This window comes from Rummeliibacillus pycnus (assembly GCF_002884495.1).
Classification (GTDB): domain Bacteria; phylum Bacillota; class Bacilli; order Bacillales_A; family Planococcaceae; genus Rummeliibacillus; species Rummeliibacillus pycnus.
Map to the genome: position 1 here is coordinate 1,615,878 of NZ_KZ614145.1, position 16,747 is coordinate 1,632,624.

A 16,747-nucleotide genomic window follows, 5' to 3' on the forward strand; every position below is an offset into this window, starting at 1 on the left:
GGATAGGTAAGGCATATTATTTCTCCTACTCTATCCTTTTCTTATTTTCATAAATATACTACTTTAGTTAGTTTTTCAACCAAAGGGTATTAGTATAATTAATTGATTCTTTATGACATTTCTATCAGATATATCGACAGGCTAACGATAGTTGTCATCAATACATTATAAAAACTAAATAGAGAATAATTATGGATGTTGTTATTAAACTAAATAAAATAATCAGCATTATTTTTTGGACTTTCCTTGGAAATAGTTTAATTATTGCTAATAAGGTACTATTTGCCGCATAAATTGTTTCACTCTTTCTATCCCATTTAAAAAGCCATAGTGTGCATCCAAATGATAAAATTATTAGTACAATAAATATTAAATGTACCCACATTTTAAATCCTCCTTGCTACTTTTATAGCTCGTGTCTTTCCTCCTCGTATATACGCCTGATAAACGAGCTTTAATGCTCTAGCTTCACCTTGTATCGTACCTTTTCCAGCATCATATAATGCTCTCCAAACATTAATTTCCCCATCTTGTGAGTATTGTTTTGCTAACTCGGATTTAAACTCCCATTGAAATGTAACAAATAACCTATTTACAACACCAACTCTTGCTTTCCCAAGATATCTACCTAATGCTCCTCCTAACATTCCTGTTAACGCACCTGTTATTGCAAGAGTAGTTAACTTTTTATAATTCAAGTTTCTTTTGAATTTTTTTAATTTATAGTTGCTTTTTTTAAATACATCCCAAACATATCCATAGGAATTATCAGCGGCTCCATAGAAACCTTGCCATAGTAACCACCAAATTTCTCCATTAGGATCAATAATTGAATTGGGATTATTTCTTGCATAACTATACCCATTCTGAGATAACGGCTCATTATCATCTCCTGGATGTGGGTCTAGTGCTAAAAATGCACCATTCTCTGGATTGTAATAACGAGCTTGTAGATAATAGTTCTTAGTTTCCGCATCATAATAGTAGCCTGCATATGGAATAGGGTTGTCTTTTGCGACATCACCTTCTACAGATAATACATTTCCATAGGAATCATAACTATAATAACCAATTTCTTGGTCGTCTTGATCGCGAATACTTAATACATCTCCACGATAATTGGTGATAAATTGGTACGTTTTTGTTTGGAAGTTTCCTGTTGTGTCTTTTTTTTTCACAATCATACCAAGTGGTGTGTAGCCATTCCATTCGTAATAACGATATTGTGTGACTTCTCCATTTTTCTTTACTACTTCCATATCCAGTACTTCATTATTATAGAAGTATATTTTCTATTAAAGTAGTGGCTTTAACTTATATGTACGTTTTACAACCTTTACTTATAAGCTCTAGGTGGTTGGGGTTAAAACATAGGGGTTTAGTATAAAAGTAAAATCACGTAACACTTACGAGAATTATTTAAATAATGGGTTACTTGATTTTTTTGGTATGATGAAAATGCATAAAATTACATCAACACAAATAAACTTATTTAGTGTCGAACAAAAATAATGAAAGCCGGCTCTATTTATGAGAAGTTTGTAATGCTTAATACAATCTTCAATAAAGCTATAGGATGGGGATATATCGAGGTTAACCCTTGTGCTAAGGCCACTAAACCAAAACGTACGAAAACGCGACGTATTAACTACTATACAGAGGAACAAATTAAGCTACTATTATCAGTAATTCCTAATCTCCACATTAAACATCAATTACATATAAAAATTGCAATGTTTTGCGGATTAAGGCTGGCAGAAATAGCAGGCTTACGATTTCACTAGATTTTCAAAACAACTCAATCTACGTTGATAAGACCTTACAATATGATAAAACTAGCAAACAATTCTTTTTGGATACAACGAAAACTGGGGAAAGTCGTGTGGTGTATGCTCCTCAAAATTTAATGAGTGAGTTAAAAGATTATGTTGAGAAGAAGAAAAGTAAGTTGGGGAAATTAGGAGAAAAGTTCAATCCAATCTACACGAAGAATAATAAACCCATTTATTTAGTTTTTTCAAAAGATAGTGGCTTTCCAAATCACCCTGACAGAATGTCTATTCAGTGGCGAGATATTGTAAAAAAATATAACTTACCTTATATCACATTTCATGGCTTAAGACACACATTTGCTAGTTATATGCTATCCAAAAATGTGAATATTAAGGTCATTCAAGAACAACTTGGTCATGCAAATATTCGAGAAACATTAGATACTTATTCTCATATAGATATGTCACAAAAACAAAAAGCGAGTGACCTATTTAGTAACCTTTAAAAGTACATTTGGTCACCAATGGTCACCCGTAAAATTTTACCAGGCTACAAACCCTTGATACGTTTACTCTTGAATAGCAGCTTCAAGTGCTACAACAATCATATCATTGAAAGTAGTTTGACGTTCTTCAGAAGTTGTTGCTTCACCAGTTAATAGGTGGTCAGATACTGTTAATACAGATAGGGCTTGACGATTGAATTTAGCTGCTAAAGTGTATAATGCTGCAGATTCCATTTCAACTGCTAGTACTCCGTATTCAGCTAATTTTTCATTTTGATTATCTTCACCATAGAATAAGTCAGCAGTGTAGATATTACCTACTCGTAAGTTCAGACCAGCTGCTTCGCCTGCTTTGTATGCTTTCAATAATAAGTCGAAATCAGCTGTTGGTGCATAGTCAATACCTTTAAAGATGATTTCATTCATTTTAGAATCAGTTGTTGCTGATTGTGCAAGAATGACATCACGAACTTTTACATCACGTTTAAGGGCGCCACATGTTCCTACACGAATTAGCTTTTGACAACCGTATTCTTGCATTAACTCAGTAGTGTAGATCGCAATTGATGGTACACCCATACCTGTTCCTTGAACAGAGATACGCTTTCCTTTATATGTACCCGTATAACCAAACATATTTCGTACTTCGTTATATTGTGTTACATCTTCTAAAAAAGTTTCTGCAATATATTTTGCACGTAAAGGATCTCCTGGTAATAAAACGATTTCAGCAATATCGCCTTTTTTTGCGTTAATGTGGATGCTCATAGTTATTCTCCTTTTCATTTCACGTAAAATTTCATTTCGTATTCATGTTATTTACTCATAATACTTTTCTTATTGTAACAAGAACGTCTGACATCTGACAAATATTATTCTAAATATTTCTCTTCATATAGTTGCCAAAGTTCATCAAAAACAACCGCGCTCATTTCATGTTCTGCCTTTTCTTCTATATATCTTGAGAGCGTTTGAAAATCCTCAGCCTGTTTTGGAAAACCATGGTCATGGAAAGTTGCTTCTGCAAAGTCTGCTTTAGGATCATTCTTTCCACCTCTGAAAGTTAATACAAACTGATAAAATGATGGTATCATATCGTTTCCTACCTTTTGTTTCATATATATTAATATCCAAATGTTAAAAAAGCACAATTATTTTGTCCTATATTTCATTAAAATAATAAGAACTTCTTCCAATTTATACGATTATATCACGAGAGGTATTATCTTTCTTCTAAAAACAATAATCCATAAAGAATTAAATGAAGATGTCAACCTCACTTTTAATTTCTCTAAAAAATCCCCTAAAAAACCCTAGTTTTTTTCATTAAAATGGAAACCTTCTTATCATCTCTTCGTTCTATTACTCGGATGCGAAACAAATACGAACTAACACATGAAATCAGCGCATCACTATCCTTTTTAGGTAGTATTTCAATGAGGAGATGATTCAAATGAAAATAGTAAAAACTTTACTATCTTTCATGGTCATGTTTGCTACTTTAATTACTTTTACAGCAAACAGTGACGCAGCAACAACAAAAACAATGAACGCTAAAGTAGCGAATAGCGTATATGTTCGCTCACAACCATCTGTGAATGGTAAAAAAGTTGGAACTCTTTGGAAAGGTGACACTGTTATCGTTTACAGCAAGTCAAAAACTGGCTGGGCAAAAATTAAATTCAACAAAAAAACAGCTTATGTGTATGCATCTTATTTAACATTTGCAAAAAAAGCTGGAAAAAGCACAACTCAAAAACAAACTACTTCATCTAAAAGTACAAGCAAAAAAACAGTAGCTACTAAAAAAACTACTACAACTTCAAAAAGTACTTCAACAAGTAAAAAAACAACATATCGTCCTGTAACAACAAATACTTACTACTATGTTGAAAATGGTAAGAACGGCAAAATGTATTCTACAAACAAACGTAATTCAACTGGTTGGACTTATTGGTACAAAAAAACAGGTACTGACAAAGTTCAAACTATTTTAGTACGTGAATCTGCACAAGGTTTAGATTACAAATTTACAAAAACTGGCACAGTCCGTCAAATTGTATATCCTTTTACAAAAGGACAAGTATTTAAAGCCGGTACAAAAAACAGCAAAATTGTTTATATCCTAAACAAAATGACAGTGAAGGCTGGCACATATAACACAGTCGTTGGTGTAAAAGCTGCTGACGGTTCTATCACTTACTACGCTCCAAATGCTGGTGCTATAAAAACTATTAAAAATAATAAAACAATTTTTGAATTAACAAAAGTAACAACAAAATAAAAAATAAAGGTGAGGATTCTTTCCTCACCTTTATTTTTTATTAAACCGGACTACCTCAAATTTACAGGTGGTCCTTTTTTATAAGACTCTTCATCCTTATCTCCCATCATTTATAGAGAGATTCAGGCACATCCTTTTCTGAATATTTTAATTCTTCTATTGCATAGCATTATTCAAAGTGTTAATATTTCATTAATTGGAATTTTTCCTACAATTTAATTAATTTCTTATCCAGAGAGATGGAGGGACTTGGCCCTGTGAAATCTCAGCAACCACCATTACATTATGGTAAGGTGCTAATTCCAGTAGATGTATGTCTAGAAGATAAGAAGATTGACTTTCGTGTTTATGGGTCCTCTTCTTAGAGGGCCTTTTATTTTTTATGAAAAGGATGATGAATATGACGGAAAACCACATTTCAACACGCTTAGCTCAGATCGGAACTGATACAGATTCGAAAACAGGCGCTATTAACACGCCAATTTACCTTTCAACTGCATATAGACATGCAGGGCTTGGACAATCAACAGGCTATGATTATACACGCACCAAAAATCCAACTCGTTCAGTATTAGAAGATGGTGTGGCCAATTTAGAAGGTGGCGATGCTGGATTTGCCTGTAGTAGTGGGATGGCGGCTATTCAATTAGTACTTTCCCTATTTAATACTGGTGATGAGATTATTTATACGGATGATATTTATGGTGGTACATATCGTCTCGCAAATCAATATGAACAACAATATGGGATTAAGGCTCATTTCGCTCCTTTTCATTCAGTTGATGAAATTGAAGCTCTAATTAATGATCATACAAAGGCTCTCTTTATTGAAACACCTACAAATCCATTAATGAAAGAGATTAATATAATTCAATATGCAGATTTGGCTAAAAAACATAATGTACTATTGATTGTTGATAACACATTTTTAACCCCATACTACCAACGCCCAATTGAACTTGGTGCTGATATTGTCATTCATAGTGCGACTAAATACATTGGTGGACATAATGATGTACTTGCTGGTCTTGTTGTCTCAAAAGGTGAAGAACTTTCTGAAAAACTACTCTATAACCACAATGCATCGGGTGCAACTCTTGCTCCAATTGATAGCTGGTTACTATTAAGAGGTTTAAAAACGCTCCATGTTCGGATGAAACAGCATACGGAAAACGCAAAAAAAATCGTTACGTACTTAAAACAAGAACCTTTAGTGAAAGAAGTCTTATATGCTGGATTAGGTGGAATGGTTTCCTTCCGATTACAACGTTCAGAATGGGTGGCTCCTTTCCTGCAAAACTTAAAACTAATTGCATTTGCTGAAAGTCTTGGAGGTGTGGAAAGTTTTATCACCTATCCTGCCACGCAAACTCACGCTGATATTCCTGAAGAAGAACGCATTGCGCGTGGGGTTGATCATTCGCTATTACGCTTTTCAATTGGTATTGAAGAAGCTGAAGATTTAATTGCAGAATTAAAACAAGTTTTTACTACTATCCAACAAGAGGTGACGATTCATGACGCAAAATAAACAATCTATCGAAACTAGCTTAATCACAGCTTCTACAAAAGGTGATTATGAGCAAAAAACAGGTGCTGTCAATGTTCCTATTTATCTTTCTTCTACATTTGATCAAGAGCATTTTGATTCTTTTGGTCCTTATGACTATAGTCGTTCCGGTAACCCCACCCGTGATGCACTAGAAAAGACAATTGCAGAATTAGAAGGTGGGACAAGAGGATTTGCCTTTTCTTCAGGTATTGCTGCTATTTCTTCTGCTCTACTAACTTTAAATGCCGGAGACCATATCGTCATTACAAGTGAAGTTTACGGTGGAACCTATCGTTTTGTAACCCAAGTATTAACAAAATACGGGATTACCCATACATTTGCTAATTTTACAAATTTACAAGAAGTTGAAGCTGCAATTCAACCAAATACAAAGATTTTGTACGCGGAAACACCCGCTAATCCTTTACTAGGCATTACAGATCTCCGTGGAATCGTGTCAATTGCTAAAAAATATAATTTACTTACTTTTGTTGACAACACATTTATGACACCACTATATCAACGTCCTTTAGATTTAGGTGTAGATGTAGTTCTCCATAGTGCCACAAAATTTTTGGGTGGACATAGTGATATTATTGCTGGTTTAGCAGTAACAAAAGATGAAGAATTAGGGAAACAAATTTACTTTATGCAAAATTCAATGGGTGCAATTTTAGGTGCTCAAGATTCCTTCTCATTAATCCAAGGAATTAAAACACTAAAAGCACGTTTAACACAATCATCACAATCTGCATTGAGGATTGCCTCTTATCTCGATCAACATGAACTTGTTGAACAAGTCTATTACCCTGGTTTACCAAGTCATCCTGGTTATACTATTCATGCGAGCCAAGCATCCAACGCAGGTGCTGTATTATCCTTTACATTACCAAATCGTGAACTAACAAAAGTATTTGTAGAACATGTAGAAATTCCAATATTCGCAGTAAGTCTTGGTGGTGTCGAATCCATTCTTTCTTACCCTGTAACGATGAGTCATGCTGCAATTCCTAAAGAAGAACGTGATAAACGTGGAATTACAGAGGGACTTCTCCGTTTCTCTGTTGGTCTTGAAAATGTTGATGACTTAATAGCTGATTTTGAACAAGCCTTCCAAGAGGCCAAAAAACAAGTAATCATTCAGAAATAATAGAAAAAGCTGATGACCAAAAAGGTTCATCAGCTTTTCTTCTATTTATAATATCTACTTTTAGTCCCTAAGATTCGAAAAGTTTAATGTATTCTGCATATCCTTCTTCCACAAGCTTGTCTTTTGGAATAAAACGCAAAGATGCAGAGTTAATACAATAACGAAGTCCTCCCTGATCTCGAGGACCATCTGGGAATACATGCCCTAAATGTGAATTCGCATTTTCACTTCGAACTTCAGTACGTCTCATACCAAAACTAGTGTCAAAATGTTCAGTAATTCCTGCACCCTCTACTGGCTTTGTAAATGCTGGCCAGCCACACCCTGAATTGTACTTATCCTTTGATGAGAATAATGGTTCACCCGAAACGATATCTACATATAATCCATCTTCAAAATGTTCATCAAATTCATTTCGAAATGGAGGCTCTGTTCCATTTTCTTGAGTTACATGAAATTGCATAGGCGTTAATTCTTTTAGTCTTTTTTCTTTATCCATTATGATTCCCCCAATGTTGTTGTTGAAAGGCAACACGTCCTGAACCGATTGAATAAAGTTCATAATGCGTTGGGTTTTTCTTATAATAATATTGATGATATGGCTCTGCTTTATAAAACGGCTTTGCTTCTAATATCTTCGTAACTATTGGCATATTAAATTTCCCGGATTCCTCTAGTGCCTTTTTGGAAGCTTCAGCAATTCCTTTTTGTTCTTCATCATGATAAAAAATAGCGGTCATATAGGATCTACCGCGATCATGGAATTGGCCACCAGCATCTGTTGGATCAATTAGTGTCCAAAACGTTTCAACTAATTTTTCATACGGATAAACTTCTGGATCAAAAGTAATTTGCACTGCTTCTAAATGACCTGTTAAATCCGAACAAACTTGCTGATAAGTTGGATTTTCTACATAGCCCCCTGTATAGCCCGAAATAATAGATTCAATACCCGGTTGTTCATCAAACGGTTTTACCATACACCAGAAACATCCACCTGCAAATGTTGCTTTTGCTGTTGTCATACTCAGACCTCCTATTTTGTAGGAATTATTACATCTAGTATAATGCGGTTTTCCTTTAAATTGAATTCTTTTGCTTGTACATGCCCTTTAAGTTTTTCACCTACTGGAACATTCATTTTCGTTAAATTTAGATAGATTTGTTCTTCCTTTGGCTGAATAACCATCCAAGAGGGTAAATCAACGGAATCCTTCAATAATTTAAGTGCAGTATTTGGGGGGATGTCAAGCATACCAACTTCAACCGTTTTTTGTTTCAATAGTAAATTACCATCTTCAATAATCGGCTCGAACGTCATCGTTATAGGCAAGTCCATTTCAAAAACTGTTAATGTACTTTGTAATGTAACTTCTTGACCAACGTACATTTTCACAGGAATTTTAGATGTTTTCATAGAACTTTCTATTAATCGATTGGCCATATTCTCAAAGTCTTTTGGGGTAGTATGAACTTCCAAATGACTACCATTTGGAAGTTCACGAACAGTGGGATTAGGCGTTTCAGCCATTGGTTTCGTAACAAAATATACAGCTGAAACTATTGCAACTATCACAAGTGTGATGAGAAGTAGAAAGGCCACTTTCCATTTATTCATTTGTGGATTCCTCCTTAAAATCGAATTGACCATGTGATAGTTTTCCTAGATCAACTTCATGTAATGTTTTAATAATGCGTGCTGTCATTTGGTCGTACCCTTTCGCATTTGGATGGAAAAAGTCAGTATGATAAACCATATTATCATTAGAATCAAATAAATCTTCTACATTTATAAAAACAGCATGAGCATCTTGATTGGCAAATCCCCTAATATCAGAATTCCATTCTCTCATTATAGTATTCATATCTGATTTTTCTTTTGTAAAGATAGATAATGGATTGTATATTCCTATCAGAATAATAGGTGCATCAGGGTTACGTTCTCGAATCAGCTGCATGATTGTTTCATATCTTTGTTGAAATGCTGGTCTCTTATCGTCAAAAACTTCTTTTGTAAGATCAGTAATATTGGCACGTACAATTTTCATCAAATCATTACCACCAATTGTCAGAGAAATAATATCGGCTCGTTCTAATGCGTCATCAAGTTTGCCAGATTGAATTTGATCAATTAATTGATCACTTCTTCTTCCTCTTTTGGCTGTATTTGTGACTGTTACTGATTTAACACCTTTCCAAGTTTCCATCTCTTTTTGCATCCGCCCAACATACCCATGTTGTCCTAGCTCATCCCCAACACCTTCTGTCAGAGAATCTCCTAATGCAACATATTGTATGTCTTTTAGTTGGATCATTTTTGTAACAGCTATTTTGTTTTCTTTTTGTGAATTACTCATGGTATCTGGTACTTCGCATGCAGCTAACAAAAACACAGATAACATCAGTATTACCCATTTTTTCACTTTCAAACTCTTCCTCTCACGTCGAACTTGTCGCTCAAATGAAAGAAAGCAGGGAATAATTTTTTGGATTCCCTGCCGCCTGTAATTAGTCTGTATAGTAGGAAAAGCCAATTGCTCCTGGCCCAGTATGTGTACTAATGATTGGCGACGTATAGCCAAATTTTACATCATGATAGCCTGACTCTTCAATCATTGTTTTTAATGGATCTGCCATTTTTAATCCTTGTGCATGCGCAATACCTACACCTTTAATCACTTTTCCATTTGTATCTTCTTGGAATTTTTGCAACAAATATTTAACAACCTGTTTATGACTACGTACTTTAGCTACAGGATTATATGCTCCCCCTTCAAGAGATGCAATTGGTTTTATATTCAATAATGAACCAATTAAGCCAGTGCCTTTTCCGATACGGCCACCTTTTATCAAGTTTTCCAATGTATCTACAACTACATACAAATTAGTATTTGAACGTACATGATCTAATCTTTTAAGTATTTCTTCCATTGTTTTGCCTTCTTCGGCCATTTGTGCAGCCTCCAAAACTTGGAAACCTAAGCCAAAAGAAATGAATCGCGAATCTACAACGACAACTTTCGATTCTGTCATAGTAGCAGCTGCTTCTGCTGATTTTACTGTACCGCTCATACCACCTGTCATAGTAATCACTAATACTTCATCACCATTACTACCTAATTCATCAAATAGTTCTTTAAAAACTCCTACTGCAGGTTGAGAACTTTTAGGTAGTTCAGGTACATTAGCCATTTTTTCAAGAAATTCAACAGGATCAATGTTTACTCCATCAATATATGTTTCTTGATCAATTTGAATTGTTAAAGGTACTACATGAATTTGATACTTTTCAATTTCTTCTTTCGTTAATTCTCCAGTAGAGTCGGTTACAATATGAATTCGCCCCACATTGACACATCCTTTTGTACATATAAATTATAAAATTAGATTGCTATATAGTAAAATGAAAGCCTTATCATTTATAGTACTAGTTTTTATTCATTTATACATGTGACATTTGTCAATCTTATTGATTTTTTGTCGAATTATAAATGAAAGAAACGATTGAATTTCTATTGTAGAAAAATGTAATGAGCTTTTTTCCTAACTTTCAACACAACCCACTTCTATAAAATAATAAAATGCTATCTCTCATAAAATTCGAAAAATCTTATGCTTCCCATTAAAAACATAACAAAAAATAGAGCGACTATTAAATAGTCACTCTAATCATAATATAAACTAATCAAAACCTTATTTTTTATAGACGATATAAGAAAACTTTGTGTGGTCGTTTGTTTCGAACTCTTCTGATTCAGAGATTTTCTTCCATTCAGCTCCGTACTCTGGGAAATAGGTATCCCCTTGATATGAATGCTGAATTTTAGTTACGTATAAAAGATCTGCAATTGGTAGTGCTAAGCGAAAAATCTGTTCTCCACCAATAATCATTATTTCTTTATTTTCTTTTTTTGCTACTTGTAATGCTTCATCTAAAGAATGAACTACTACAATTCCTTCTTTTTGATAATTAGAATCTCTTGTAATGACAATATTCGTTCTTCCAGGTAAAGCTTTTCCTATTGATTCGAAGGTTTTGCGTCCCATGATCATCGGTTTACCCATTGTTGTCTTTTTAAAATAGGCTAAATCTCCTGGTAAATGCCAAGGCATAGCGTTGTTAAAACCGATTACTCGATTTTCGTCATGCGCAACGATTAAAGAAATCAACTATATAACCTCCTTATACGGAAATTGGCGCTGCAATACGAGGATAAGGATCATATCCCTCTATCGCTAAATCCGCCATTTCATATTCAAAGATTGAATCCTTGTCCGTTTTTATCACCAATTTTGGTAAAGTTCTTGGTGTTCGAGTCAATTGTTCTTTCACCTGGTCTAAGTGATTTTTGTAAATATGTGCATCCCCTAAAGTATGCACAAAATCTCCAACCTCTAGTCCACATTCTTTAGCGATTAAATGTGTCAGTAATGCATAAGATGCAATATTAAATGGCACACCTAAAAATACATCTGCACTACGTTGATATAATTGGCAAGATAGTTTTCCATCTGCTACATAAAATTGGAAAAGTGAATGACAAGGTGGTAGAGCCATATCATCAACTTCTGCTGGATTCCAGGCAGTTACGATATGCCGTCTTGAATTAGGATTTCTTTTAATCGATTCAATCACATTATGAATTTGATCGATCGTTCCACCTTTCGCATCAGGCCATGAACGCCATTGTTTTCCATAAACAGGTCCAAGATCGCCAAATTTCCGTGCGAATTCCTCATCTTCTAAAATATTCTTTTGAAAAATTGCCATTTGTTCATCATATTGCTCTTTAAAGGTTTCATCTTTTAATACACGGTGACCAAAGTCTGTCATATCAGGTCCTTGATAGTCTTCATTTTGTACCCATTTTTCAAAAGCCCATTCATCCCAAATATGATTATTTTGAGCAATCAAAGTACGAACATTCGTATCCCCTTTTAAAAACCATAACAATTCAGTTGCAATTAAACGAAATGCTGTTTTTTTCGTGGTCATTAATGGAAAACCTTCTTGCAGATTAAATCTCATTTGGTATCCAAAAACACTCCATGTTCCTGTTCCAGTACGATCTCCTTTATCATTACCATTCCCCAAAATATGGCGGCAAAGGTCTAGATATTGTTTCATCGATATAGCCTCCAATTTACATACTATTTTTAATAATAACATTGCCGATAAATGTCGTAAATTGTTTATGAGTTTTAATTTCATCTATTTATCTTCTATTAGAATATCTAGTATCACTTTTATTAAATTATATTACATCTAATTATATTTCAGAAAATTTAAACTTATTATCACTCACTTTACAAGAGTGATAACAAATGATATGATAATAACTGTAAAGAGGATCAGTTCGATGATTCCCTTTCGAAGAAAAAATAATAAAAAGAGGTAATGTACTATGTCAAATTTATTTCCAACAAGTCGTAATTTCTTTTTCCCACAATTCTTCGATCAAGCATTTGATTCTTTCTTTACAAAAATGAACCAACCAAGTGTAGACATTGAAGAAAATGATCATTCTTACATCGTTACAATGGACATTCCAGGTATGAACAAAGAAGACATCAATGTCACTTACAACAACAACTTACTAACTATTGATGCACATCAAGATCACGAAACTGAAAGTAAAGACGTAACTACTAACTACATTCGTCGCGAACGTGTAAGTCATTCATTTAAACGACAATTTGTAGTTGAAAATGTTAAATTCGATGGTATTGAATGCAAATACGAAAACGGTGTTCTTAACATTCATTTACCAAAGAATGACCAAAAATTAGTTGAAAATAATCATAGAATAGAAATTCAATAATCGTCCTAATTGTTATCCCCTGACTATCTCATTTTTAAAAAAGAAGCCAGATGCACTTTTTTGCATCTGGCTTTTTATATAAAAATGTGTTCTGTATATTTCCTTATATACTGCAAATAATACGCTCTGAGTGGAGTTTTTAGATTCCTTCAAAATTTATTCAAAAGAGGTATGTCTAATGTCAAATCTATTCCCAACTAATCGTGATTTCTTTTTTCCACAATCCCATTTATTTGACCAAACTTTTGACTCCTTCTTCTCTAAAATGAGTCATCCTAGCTCAGATATTGTTGAGAAGGAAAATTGTTTTGAAGTGAAAATGGATATTCCAGGTATGAAAAAAGAAAATATCCATGTTTCATACCACAATAATGTTTTAACAGTTGAAGCGAGTCAACGTCATGAGCTAGAAAACAAAGATGAATCATCAAACTTTATCCATCGGGAGCGCACAAGTCGCTCATTCAAACGCCAATTTATTATTAATCATGTGCAATCTGATAACATCGAATGTAAATATGAAGATGGTGTATTAAATATTACTTTACCTAAAATGAAACAAGAAACATTTGATAAAGGTCATCGAATTGAAGTTCAATAATTGATTAGCTTATTTATTTGAATAATTTCACATATTATTAAGCACTCCTACTAAACGTACAAATCCCATGAGCCTTGAATATGTCTCAAAGGATTTGTTTTAAGCTTTACGGAGTGCTAATTTTATTTTCACTCTATTCTAAGGACATAGTAGACATACTTATTTTAAAATAGTTGAATGCCAAACTAGATCCTATTATCTTGGCCGTGAAAAACCTTTTCCAATAATTTCTGAAGCATTTAAGAAAATGACAAATGACTCCGTATCTTGGTTTTGAATCAGTTCTTTTAAATAGACCGCTTCGGATTGCTCTACTACACTAAATAATAAGGCCTTTTTATTGCGTGAGTACCCACCTTCAGACCATACTTTGGTAAAGCCACGATCAATCTCATGTTTGATCAGATGTGAAACTTTCTCTTCGTTTTCCGTAATGATTAGCACTAATTTAGAAGAAGAAGAGTGTAATTGAACAAGATCTATTACTTTACTGCAAATATAGATCGTAATCATCGCATACAAAGCAAGCTCCAAGTCAAAAACAAACATTGCTGCAATCACAATCAATGCATCTATAATCATTTGAGCATAACCACTAGATAAACCTGTGTATTTTTTTATCAGTTGACCAATAATAGTCGTTCCACCTGTGGAACCATTTCCTCTAAAGACAAGGCCTAAACCAACCCCTGTGATGATTCCTCCATAAATAGCTGCTAACATCGGATCATGTATTTCATAAGGTAAAAAAGATGTTCCCCAGATAAAAAAAGGTAAAAGAACTGTTCCAACTAGTGTTTTCACACTAAACTCTTTCCCTAACAAAAAATAGCCAAGAAAAAAGACAGGAATATTAATACACCACTGCACAATAGCTGGTGTCCAATTGTACAAATCATAGAGTAAAGTACTGATACCCACTACACCACCAGCAGCTAATTTCGCTGGTAATAAAAAGGTATTGTAAGATACACTAACCAACAATGCCCCTAATGCAATTAAACTATAGGAGCGTAATTCTTTTGATAAATTCATATGTAATTTCCTTTCAACTTTTTTGGATTCCTTCATTTCAGAGCTTCCGTTTCCCATTCAATTATTTTAACTGATTTTATCATCTATAAATAGTCGATTTTTTTAGATTGTGAGGAAATTAATATTTATCATAATTCAAATAATTTAAGTCTTATAATTCAATAGTATAATAAAATATTCCCATTGTTATTGAAAGAGATTTAGTTAGTTTATCATTTTATATAAAGGGGTGGATGTATGAGCCTGGGTTGTGTTCATGAATTCGAATTGGTAAAAGAAAAGAATTGGTATATAGTGAGATCATCTGTAATTCATGAAGACTTTATAGATTATATAAATGAACAAGTTAGTATTGAAAATAATTTATTTTTTGATGGTGTTCCTTCGATTAATCCAAGTTTCAAGAAAGGCCCCTACTCTGAATCGATTCCTTCAGAAAAAGGGTTTAATCTTTATTCTGAAACTATTTTTAATCGACATTCTGTTCAAGAATTAAAGGAAATGTTTTCACAATGGAAGGGAGTTGCATTAGCCTTACCAGCTGATCTTTATTATTATGATTTAGAATCAATGGATGAAAAAACAAGAAATTCATTAACCGAGGAAGAGCTAAAATGGAGTACAGATTATTATTTTGACAAAAAAGAAATAATTAAAAGCATCAATATTTGTTTAAATATTGTAGATAAACTAAAAGATCCCCAATATATTCTGTATCATAAAGGTATTTGAATCTATTTCATAAATCAGTATTCTGTTAATAAATACGAACAATTCAGACCAACAAAGCATCTAATATTCATAGTTGACAATTCCGCTCCAGACGACGCTTTCCACGGGCTTGACTTCAATCTCCTCGGGTCAACACGATGTTGATCACAAAGCCGTTGCCACAGGACGTGGCGTTCTTAGGCTTTGTTCCTTAATGACGTTCCTGCTGAGGCTTTCAGTTCAAGCTATTCCCGTAGGAGTCGCCGTCTTCCGCTCCATATTGAACAAAAGTATAAACATTAAATGTTCGGAATTTTAATATTAATTTTGCATTATGAAATTGACTCAATTAGAGAGTTTTTTAATTCACAAATTAAAAAAGGTCTTTCAACAATTCAATAAATTGTTGAAAGACCTTTATCTTCGTCTATATACTTCGTTTAGTAATCAAAAATTGTAACGATCCTTTTTCTTACTCTCTTTTTCAATTCAGATTATGACAACCACTTAGGTGGAGTATCCTTAGACCAATAAATTTCACCTAAGTTGTAGTGTGAGGAAAATTGGTCAGTATATGTGTGATAGTGGAAGTTGTAATAGTAACCATCAAATGGACGATTTTCTGTGCGTACATGGAAGCGGATGACGTCTTTTTTTGTTGACACATTATAGATATGGAACATTTTTTCTGAATAATCACCGCTTGGCTTTTCTGTAATTGCTAAATTCTTCATTTCTTGTGGATCTACACTATCTAATGTCATATGAATAGCTTGTTCGATTTTTGGGAAAATAATATTATCGAATTCATCGCTAATCTTTGGACCAATTTTACTGCCGAATTTCATATAAGCTTGTTCTTTTGCATGTTCTAGAATATTATCAGAAAATATCTCACTATCTGCTATTGAATGATCTTGTTGAACAGCATTTATGTAATTTTCTGTATTTGATGATTGTTTAGATAGTTGGGTTTTATGGTTTCCGTTATGTTCTAAGAGGTTTTCCCAGATGGAATGACTTGGTGTGATGACGCCAAGCGTTAAAACCGCAACTGTTGAAACTAATACTTTTTGAAGCCATTTCTTCATATTAACTTCACCTACTTTTGAACATTTTTAAAACATCTCTTTTATACTATATACGATTTTTATAAGTAGAGGTTCCATCTTTTTGTAAATCATTGTACAATTAGGAAGAAATAATATGTTCTTTTTGTACAGAAGGAGGGCAAATTTTAATGTCAATTGCAATCGGTATTGGTTTTTTAGCGCTATTATTCTATTTAATGTCTCTTTGTATCACCGACTAATG

21 protein-coding genes and 1 riboswitch are annotated in these 16,747 nt (G+C 33.6%); of the genes, 9 read left to right on the forward strand and 12 right to left on the reverse strand.

The genetic code is table 11. The features are described 5' to 3' along the window. Positions 1-386: 386 nt before the first annotated feature. Positions 387-1,259, reverse strand: a complete 873-nt coding sequence (locus CEF14_RS07955) for an RHS repeat-associated core domain-containing protein (RefSeq protein ID WP_102692362.1) — start codon at positions 1,257-1,259, stop codon at positions 387-389. A 124-nt stretch (positions 1,260-1,383) separates the two neighbouring features. Here CEF14_RS07955 and CEF14_RS19465 point away from each other — a divergent pair, with 124 nt between their 5' ends. From CEF14_RS19465 to CEF14_RS07965, 3 genes are read left to right on the forward strand one after another with little or no spacing between them, the layout of a single operon-like run. Then, on the forward strand, positions 1,384-1,512 hold the full coding sequence (locus tag CEF14_RS19465; RefSeq protein ID WP_102694335.1) for a tyrosine-type recombinase/integrase: 129 nt from the start codon (positions 1,384-1,386) through the stop codon (positions 1,510-1,512). A gap of 32 nt (positions 1,513-1,544) precedes the next feature. Continuing rightward, positions 1,545-1,784 (forward strand): site-specific integrase, encoded by a 240-nt coding sequence (locus CEF14_RS18820; protein ID WP_146013874.1) that lies wholly within the window; start codon positions 1,545-1,547, stop codon positions 1,782-1,784. Continuing rightward, entirely contained in the window at positions 1,739-2,278 is a 540-nt protein-coding gene (locus CEF14_RS07965) for a site-specific integrase (protein ID WP_170061479.1), read from the forward strand. The genes CEF14_RS18820 and CEF14_RS07965 overlap by 46 nt, the downstream gene beginning before the upstream one ends. Positions 2,279-2,341: 63 nt before the next feature. On the opposite strand, the gene deoD is transcribed toward CEF14_RS07965, so the two are convergent. Together deoD and CEF14_RS07975 are read right to left on the reverse strand one after the other, a co-directional pair. Next, entirely contained in the window at positions 2,342-3,046 is a 705-nt protein-coding gene (gene deoD, locus CEF14_RS07970; RefSeq protein WP_102692364.1) for a purine-nucleoside phosphorylase, read from the reverse strand. Positions 3,047-3,150: 104 nt separating this feature from the next. Continuing rightward, entirely contained in the window at positions 3,151-3,396 is a 246-nt protein-coding gene (locus tag CEF14_RS07975; RefSeq protein ID WP_407690448.1) for a YozE family protein, read from the reverse strand. A gap of 335 nt (positions 3,397-3,731) precedes the next feature. On the opposite strand from CEF14_RS07975, the gene CEF14_RS07980 reads away from it, so the two are divergent. The 3 genes from CEF14_RS07980 to CEF14_RS07990 all read left to right on the forward strand — a co-directional run bounded on the left by CEF14_RS07980 (position 3,732) and on the right by CEF14_RS07990 (position 7,264). Next, a complete protein-coding gene (locus tag CEF14_RS07980) occupies positions 3,732-4,562 on the forward strand; it encodes an SH3 domain-containing protein (protein ID WP_170061480.1) in 831 nt (276 codons plus the stop codon). A gap of 224 nt (positions 4,563-4,786) precedes the next feature. After that, a riboswitch (SAM riboswitch) is annotated at positions 4,787-4,893 on the forward strand. A 69-nt stretch (positions 4,894-4,962) separates the two neighbouring features. Next, the gene (locus CEF14_RS07985; RefSeq protein ID WP_102692366.1) at positions 4,963-6,093 is read left to right on the forward strand and encodes a methionine biosynthesis PLP-dependent protein; all 1,131 of its coding nucleotides are present in this window, start codon (positions 4,963-4,965) and stop codon (positions 6,091-6,093) included. After that, positions 6,080-7,264 (forward strand): aminotransferase class I/II-fold pyridoxal phosphate-dependent enzyme, encoded by a 1,185-nt coding sequence (locus CEF14_RS07990; RefSeq protein ID WP_102692367.1) that lies wholly within the window; start codon positions 6,080-6,082, stop codon positions 7,262-7,264. Before CEF14_RS07985 ends, CEF14_RS07990 begins: the two co-directional genes overlap by 14 nt. Positions 7,265-7,331: 67 nt before the next feature. Here the strand turns inward: CEF14_RS07990 and msrB are convergent, their stop codons facing one another. The 7 genes from msrB to CEF14_RS08025 all read right to left on the reverse strand — a co-directional run bounded on the left by msrB (position 7,332) and on the right by CEF14_RS08025 (position 12,392). After that, positions 7,332-7,763 carry a peptide-methionine (R)-S-oxide reductase MsrB gene (gene msrB / locus CEF14_RS07995; protein WP_102692368.1) on the reverse strand — a complete coding sequence of 144 codons (432 nt, stop codon included), beginning with the start codon at positions 7,761-7,763 and terminating at the stop codon, positions 7,332-7,334. Continuing rightward, positions 7,756-8,289 (reverse strand): peptide-methionine (S)-S-oxide reductase MsrA, encoded by a 534-nt coding sequence (gene msrA / locus CEF14_RS08000; protein WP_102692369.1) that lies wholly within the window; start codon positions 8,287-8,289, stop codon positions 7,756-7,758. The genes msrB and msrA overlap by 8 nt, the downstream gene beginning before the upstream one ends. Positions 8,290-8,300: 11 nt before the next feature. After that, positions 8,301-8,882, reverse strand: a complete 582-nt coding sequence (locus tag CEF14_RS08005; protein ID WP_170061481.1) for a YpmS family protein — start codon at positions 8,880-8,882, stop codon at positions 8,301-8,303. Then, positions 8,875-9,687 (reverse strand): SGNH/GDSL hydrolase family protein, encoded by an 813-nt coding sequence (locus CEF14_RS08010; RefSeq protein ID WP_102692371.1) that lies wholly within the window; start codon positions 9,685-9,687, stop codon positions 8,875-8,877. The genes CEF14_RS08005 and CEF14_RS08010 overlap by 8 nt, the downstream gene beginning before the upstream one ends. A gap of 85 nt (positions 9,688-9,772) precedes the next feature. Then, a complete protein-coding gene (locus tag CEF14_RS08015) occupies positions 9,773-10,612 on the reverse strand; it encodes a DegV family protein (protein ID WP_102692372.1) in 840 nt (279 codons plus the stop codon). 345 nt (positions 10,613-10,957) lie between these two features. After that, positions 10,958-11,434, reverse strand: a complete 477-nt coding sequence (locus CEF14_RS08020) for a dihydrofolate reductase (protein ID WP_102692373.1) — start codon at positions 11,432-11,434, stop codon at positions 10,958-10,960. A 13-nt stretch (positions 11,435-11,447) separates the two neighbouring features. Beyond that, positions 11,448-12,392 (reverse strand): thymidylate synthase, encoded by a 945-nt coding sequence (locus CEF14_RS08025; protein ID WP_102692374.1) that lies wholly within the window; start codon positions 12,390-12,392, stop codon positions 11,448-11,450. A gap of 277 nt (positions 12,393-12,669) precedes the next feature. On the opposite strand from CEF14_RS08025, the gene CEF14_RS08030 reads away from it, so the two are divergent. Beyond that, positions 12,670-13,086: an Hsp20/alpha crystallin family protein gene (locus tag CEF14_RS08030; protein ID WP_102692375.1), complete on the forward strand. Its 417-nt coding sequence runs from the start codon at positions 12,670-12,672 to the stop codon at positions 13,084-13,086. Positions 13,087-13,264: 178 nt separating this feature from the next. Beyond that, complete coding sequence (locus tag CEF14_RS08035) at positions 13,265-13,687, forward strand: Hsp20/alpha crystallin family protein (protein WP_102692376.1); 423 nt, start codon at positions 13,265-13,267, stop codon at positions 13,685-13,687. Between the two features lie 195 nt (positions 13,688-13,882). Here CEF14_RS08035 and CEF14_RS08040 read toward each other — a convergent pair whose 3' ends face one another. Then, a complete protein-coding gene (locus CEF14_RS08040; protein ID WP_245890107.1) occupies positions 13,883-14,758 on the reverse strand; it encodes a YitT family protein in 876 nt (291 codons plus the stop codon). 231 nt (positions 14,759-14,989) lie between these two features. Between CEF14_RS08040 and CEF14_RS08045 the strand changes: the two genes are divergently transcribed. Then, a complete protein-coding gene (locus tag CEF14_RS08045) occupies positions 14,990-15,454 on the forward strand; it encodes a hypothetical protein (protein WP_170061482.1) in 465 nt (154 codons plus the stop codon). Between the two features lie 473 nt (positions 15,455-15,927). On the opposite strand, the gene CEF14_RS08050 is transcribed toward CEF14_RS08045, so the two are convergent. After that, positions 15,928-16,524 carry a YpjP family protein gene (locus tag CEF14_RS08050; RefSeq protein WP_102692378.1) on the reverse strand — a complete coding sequence of 199 codons (597 nt, stop codon included), beginning with the start codon at positions 16,522-16,524 and terminating at the stop codon, positions 15,928-15,930. Between the last annotated feature and the right edge of the window lie 223 nt (positions 16,525-16,747).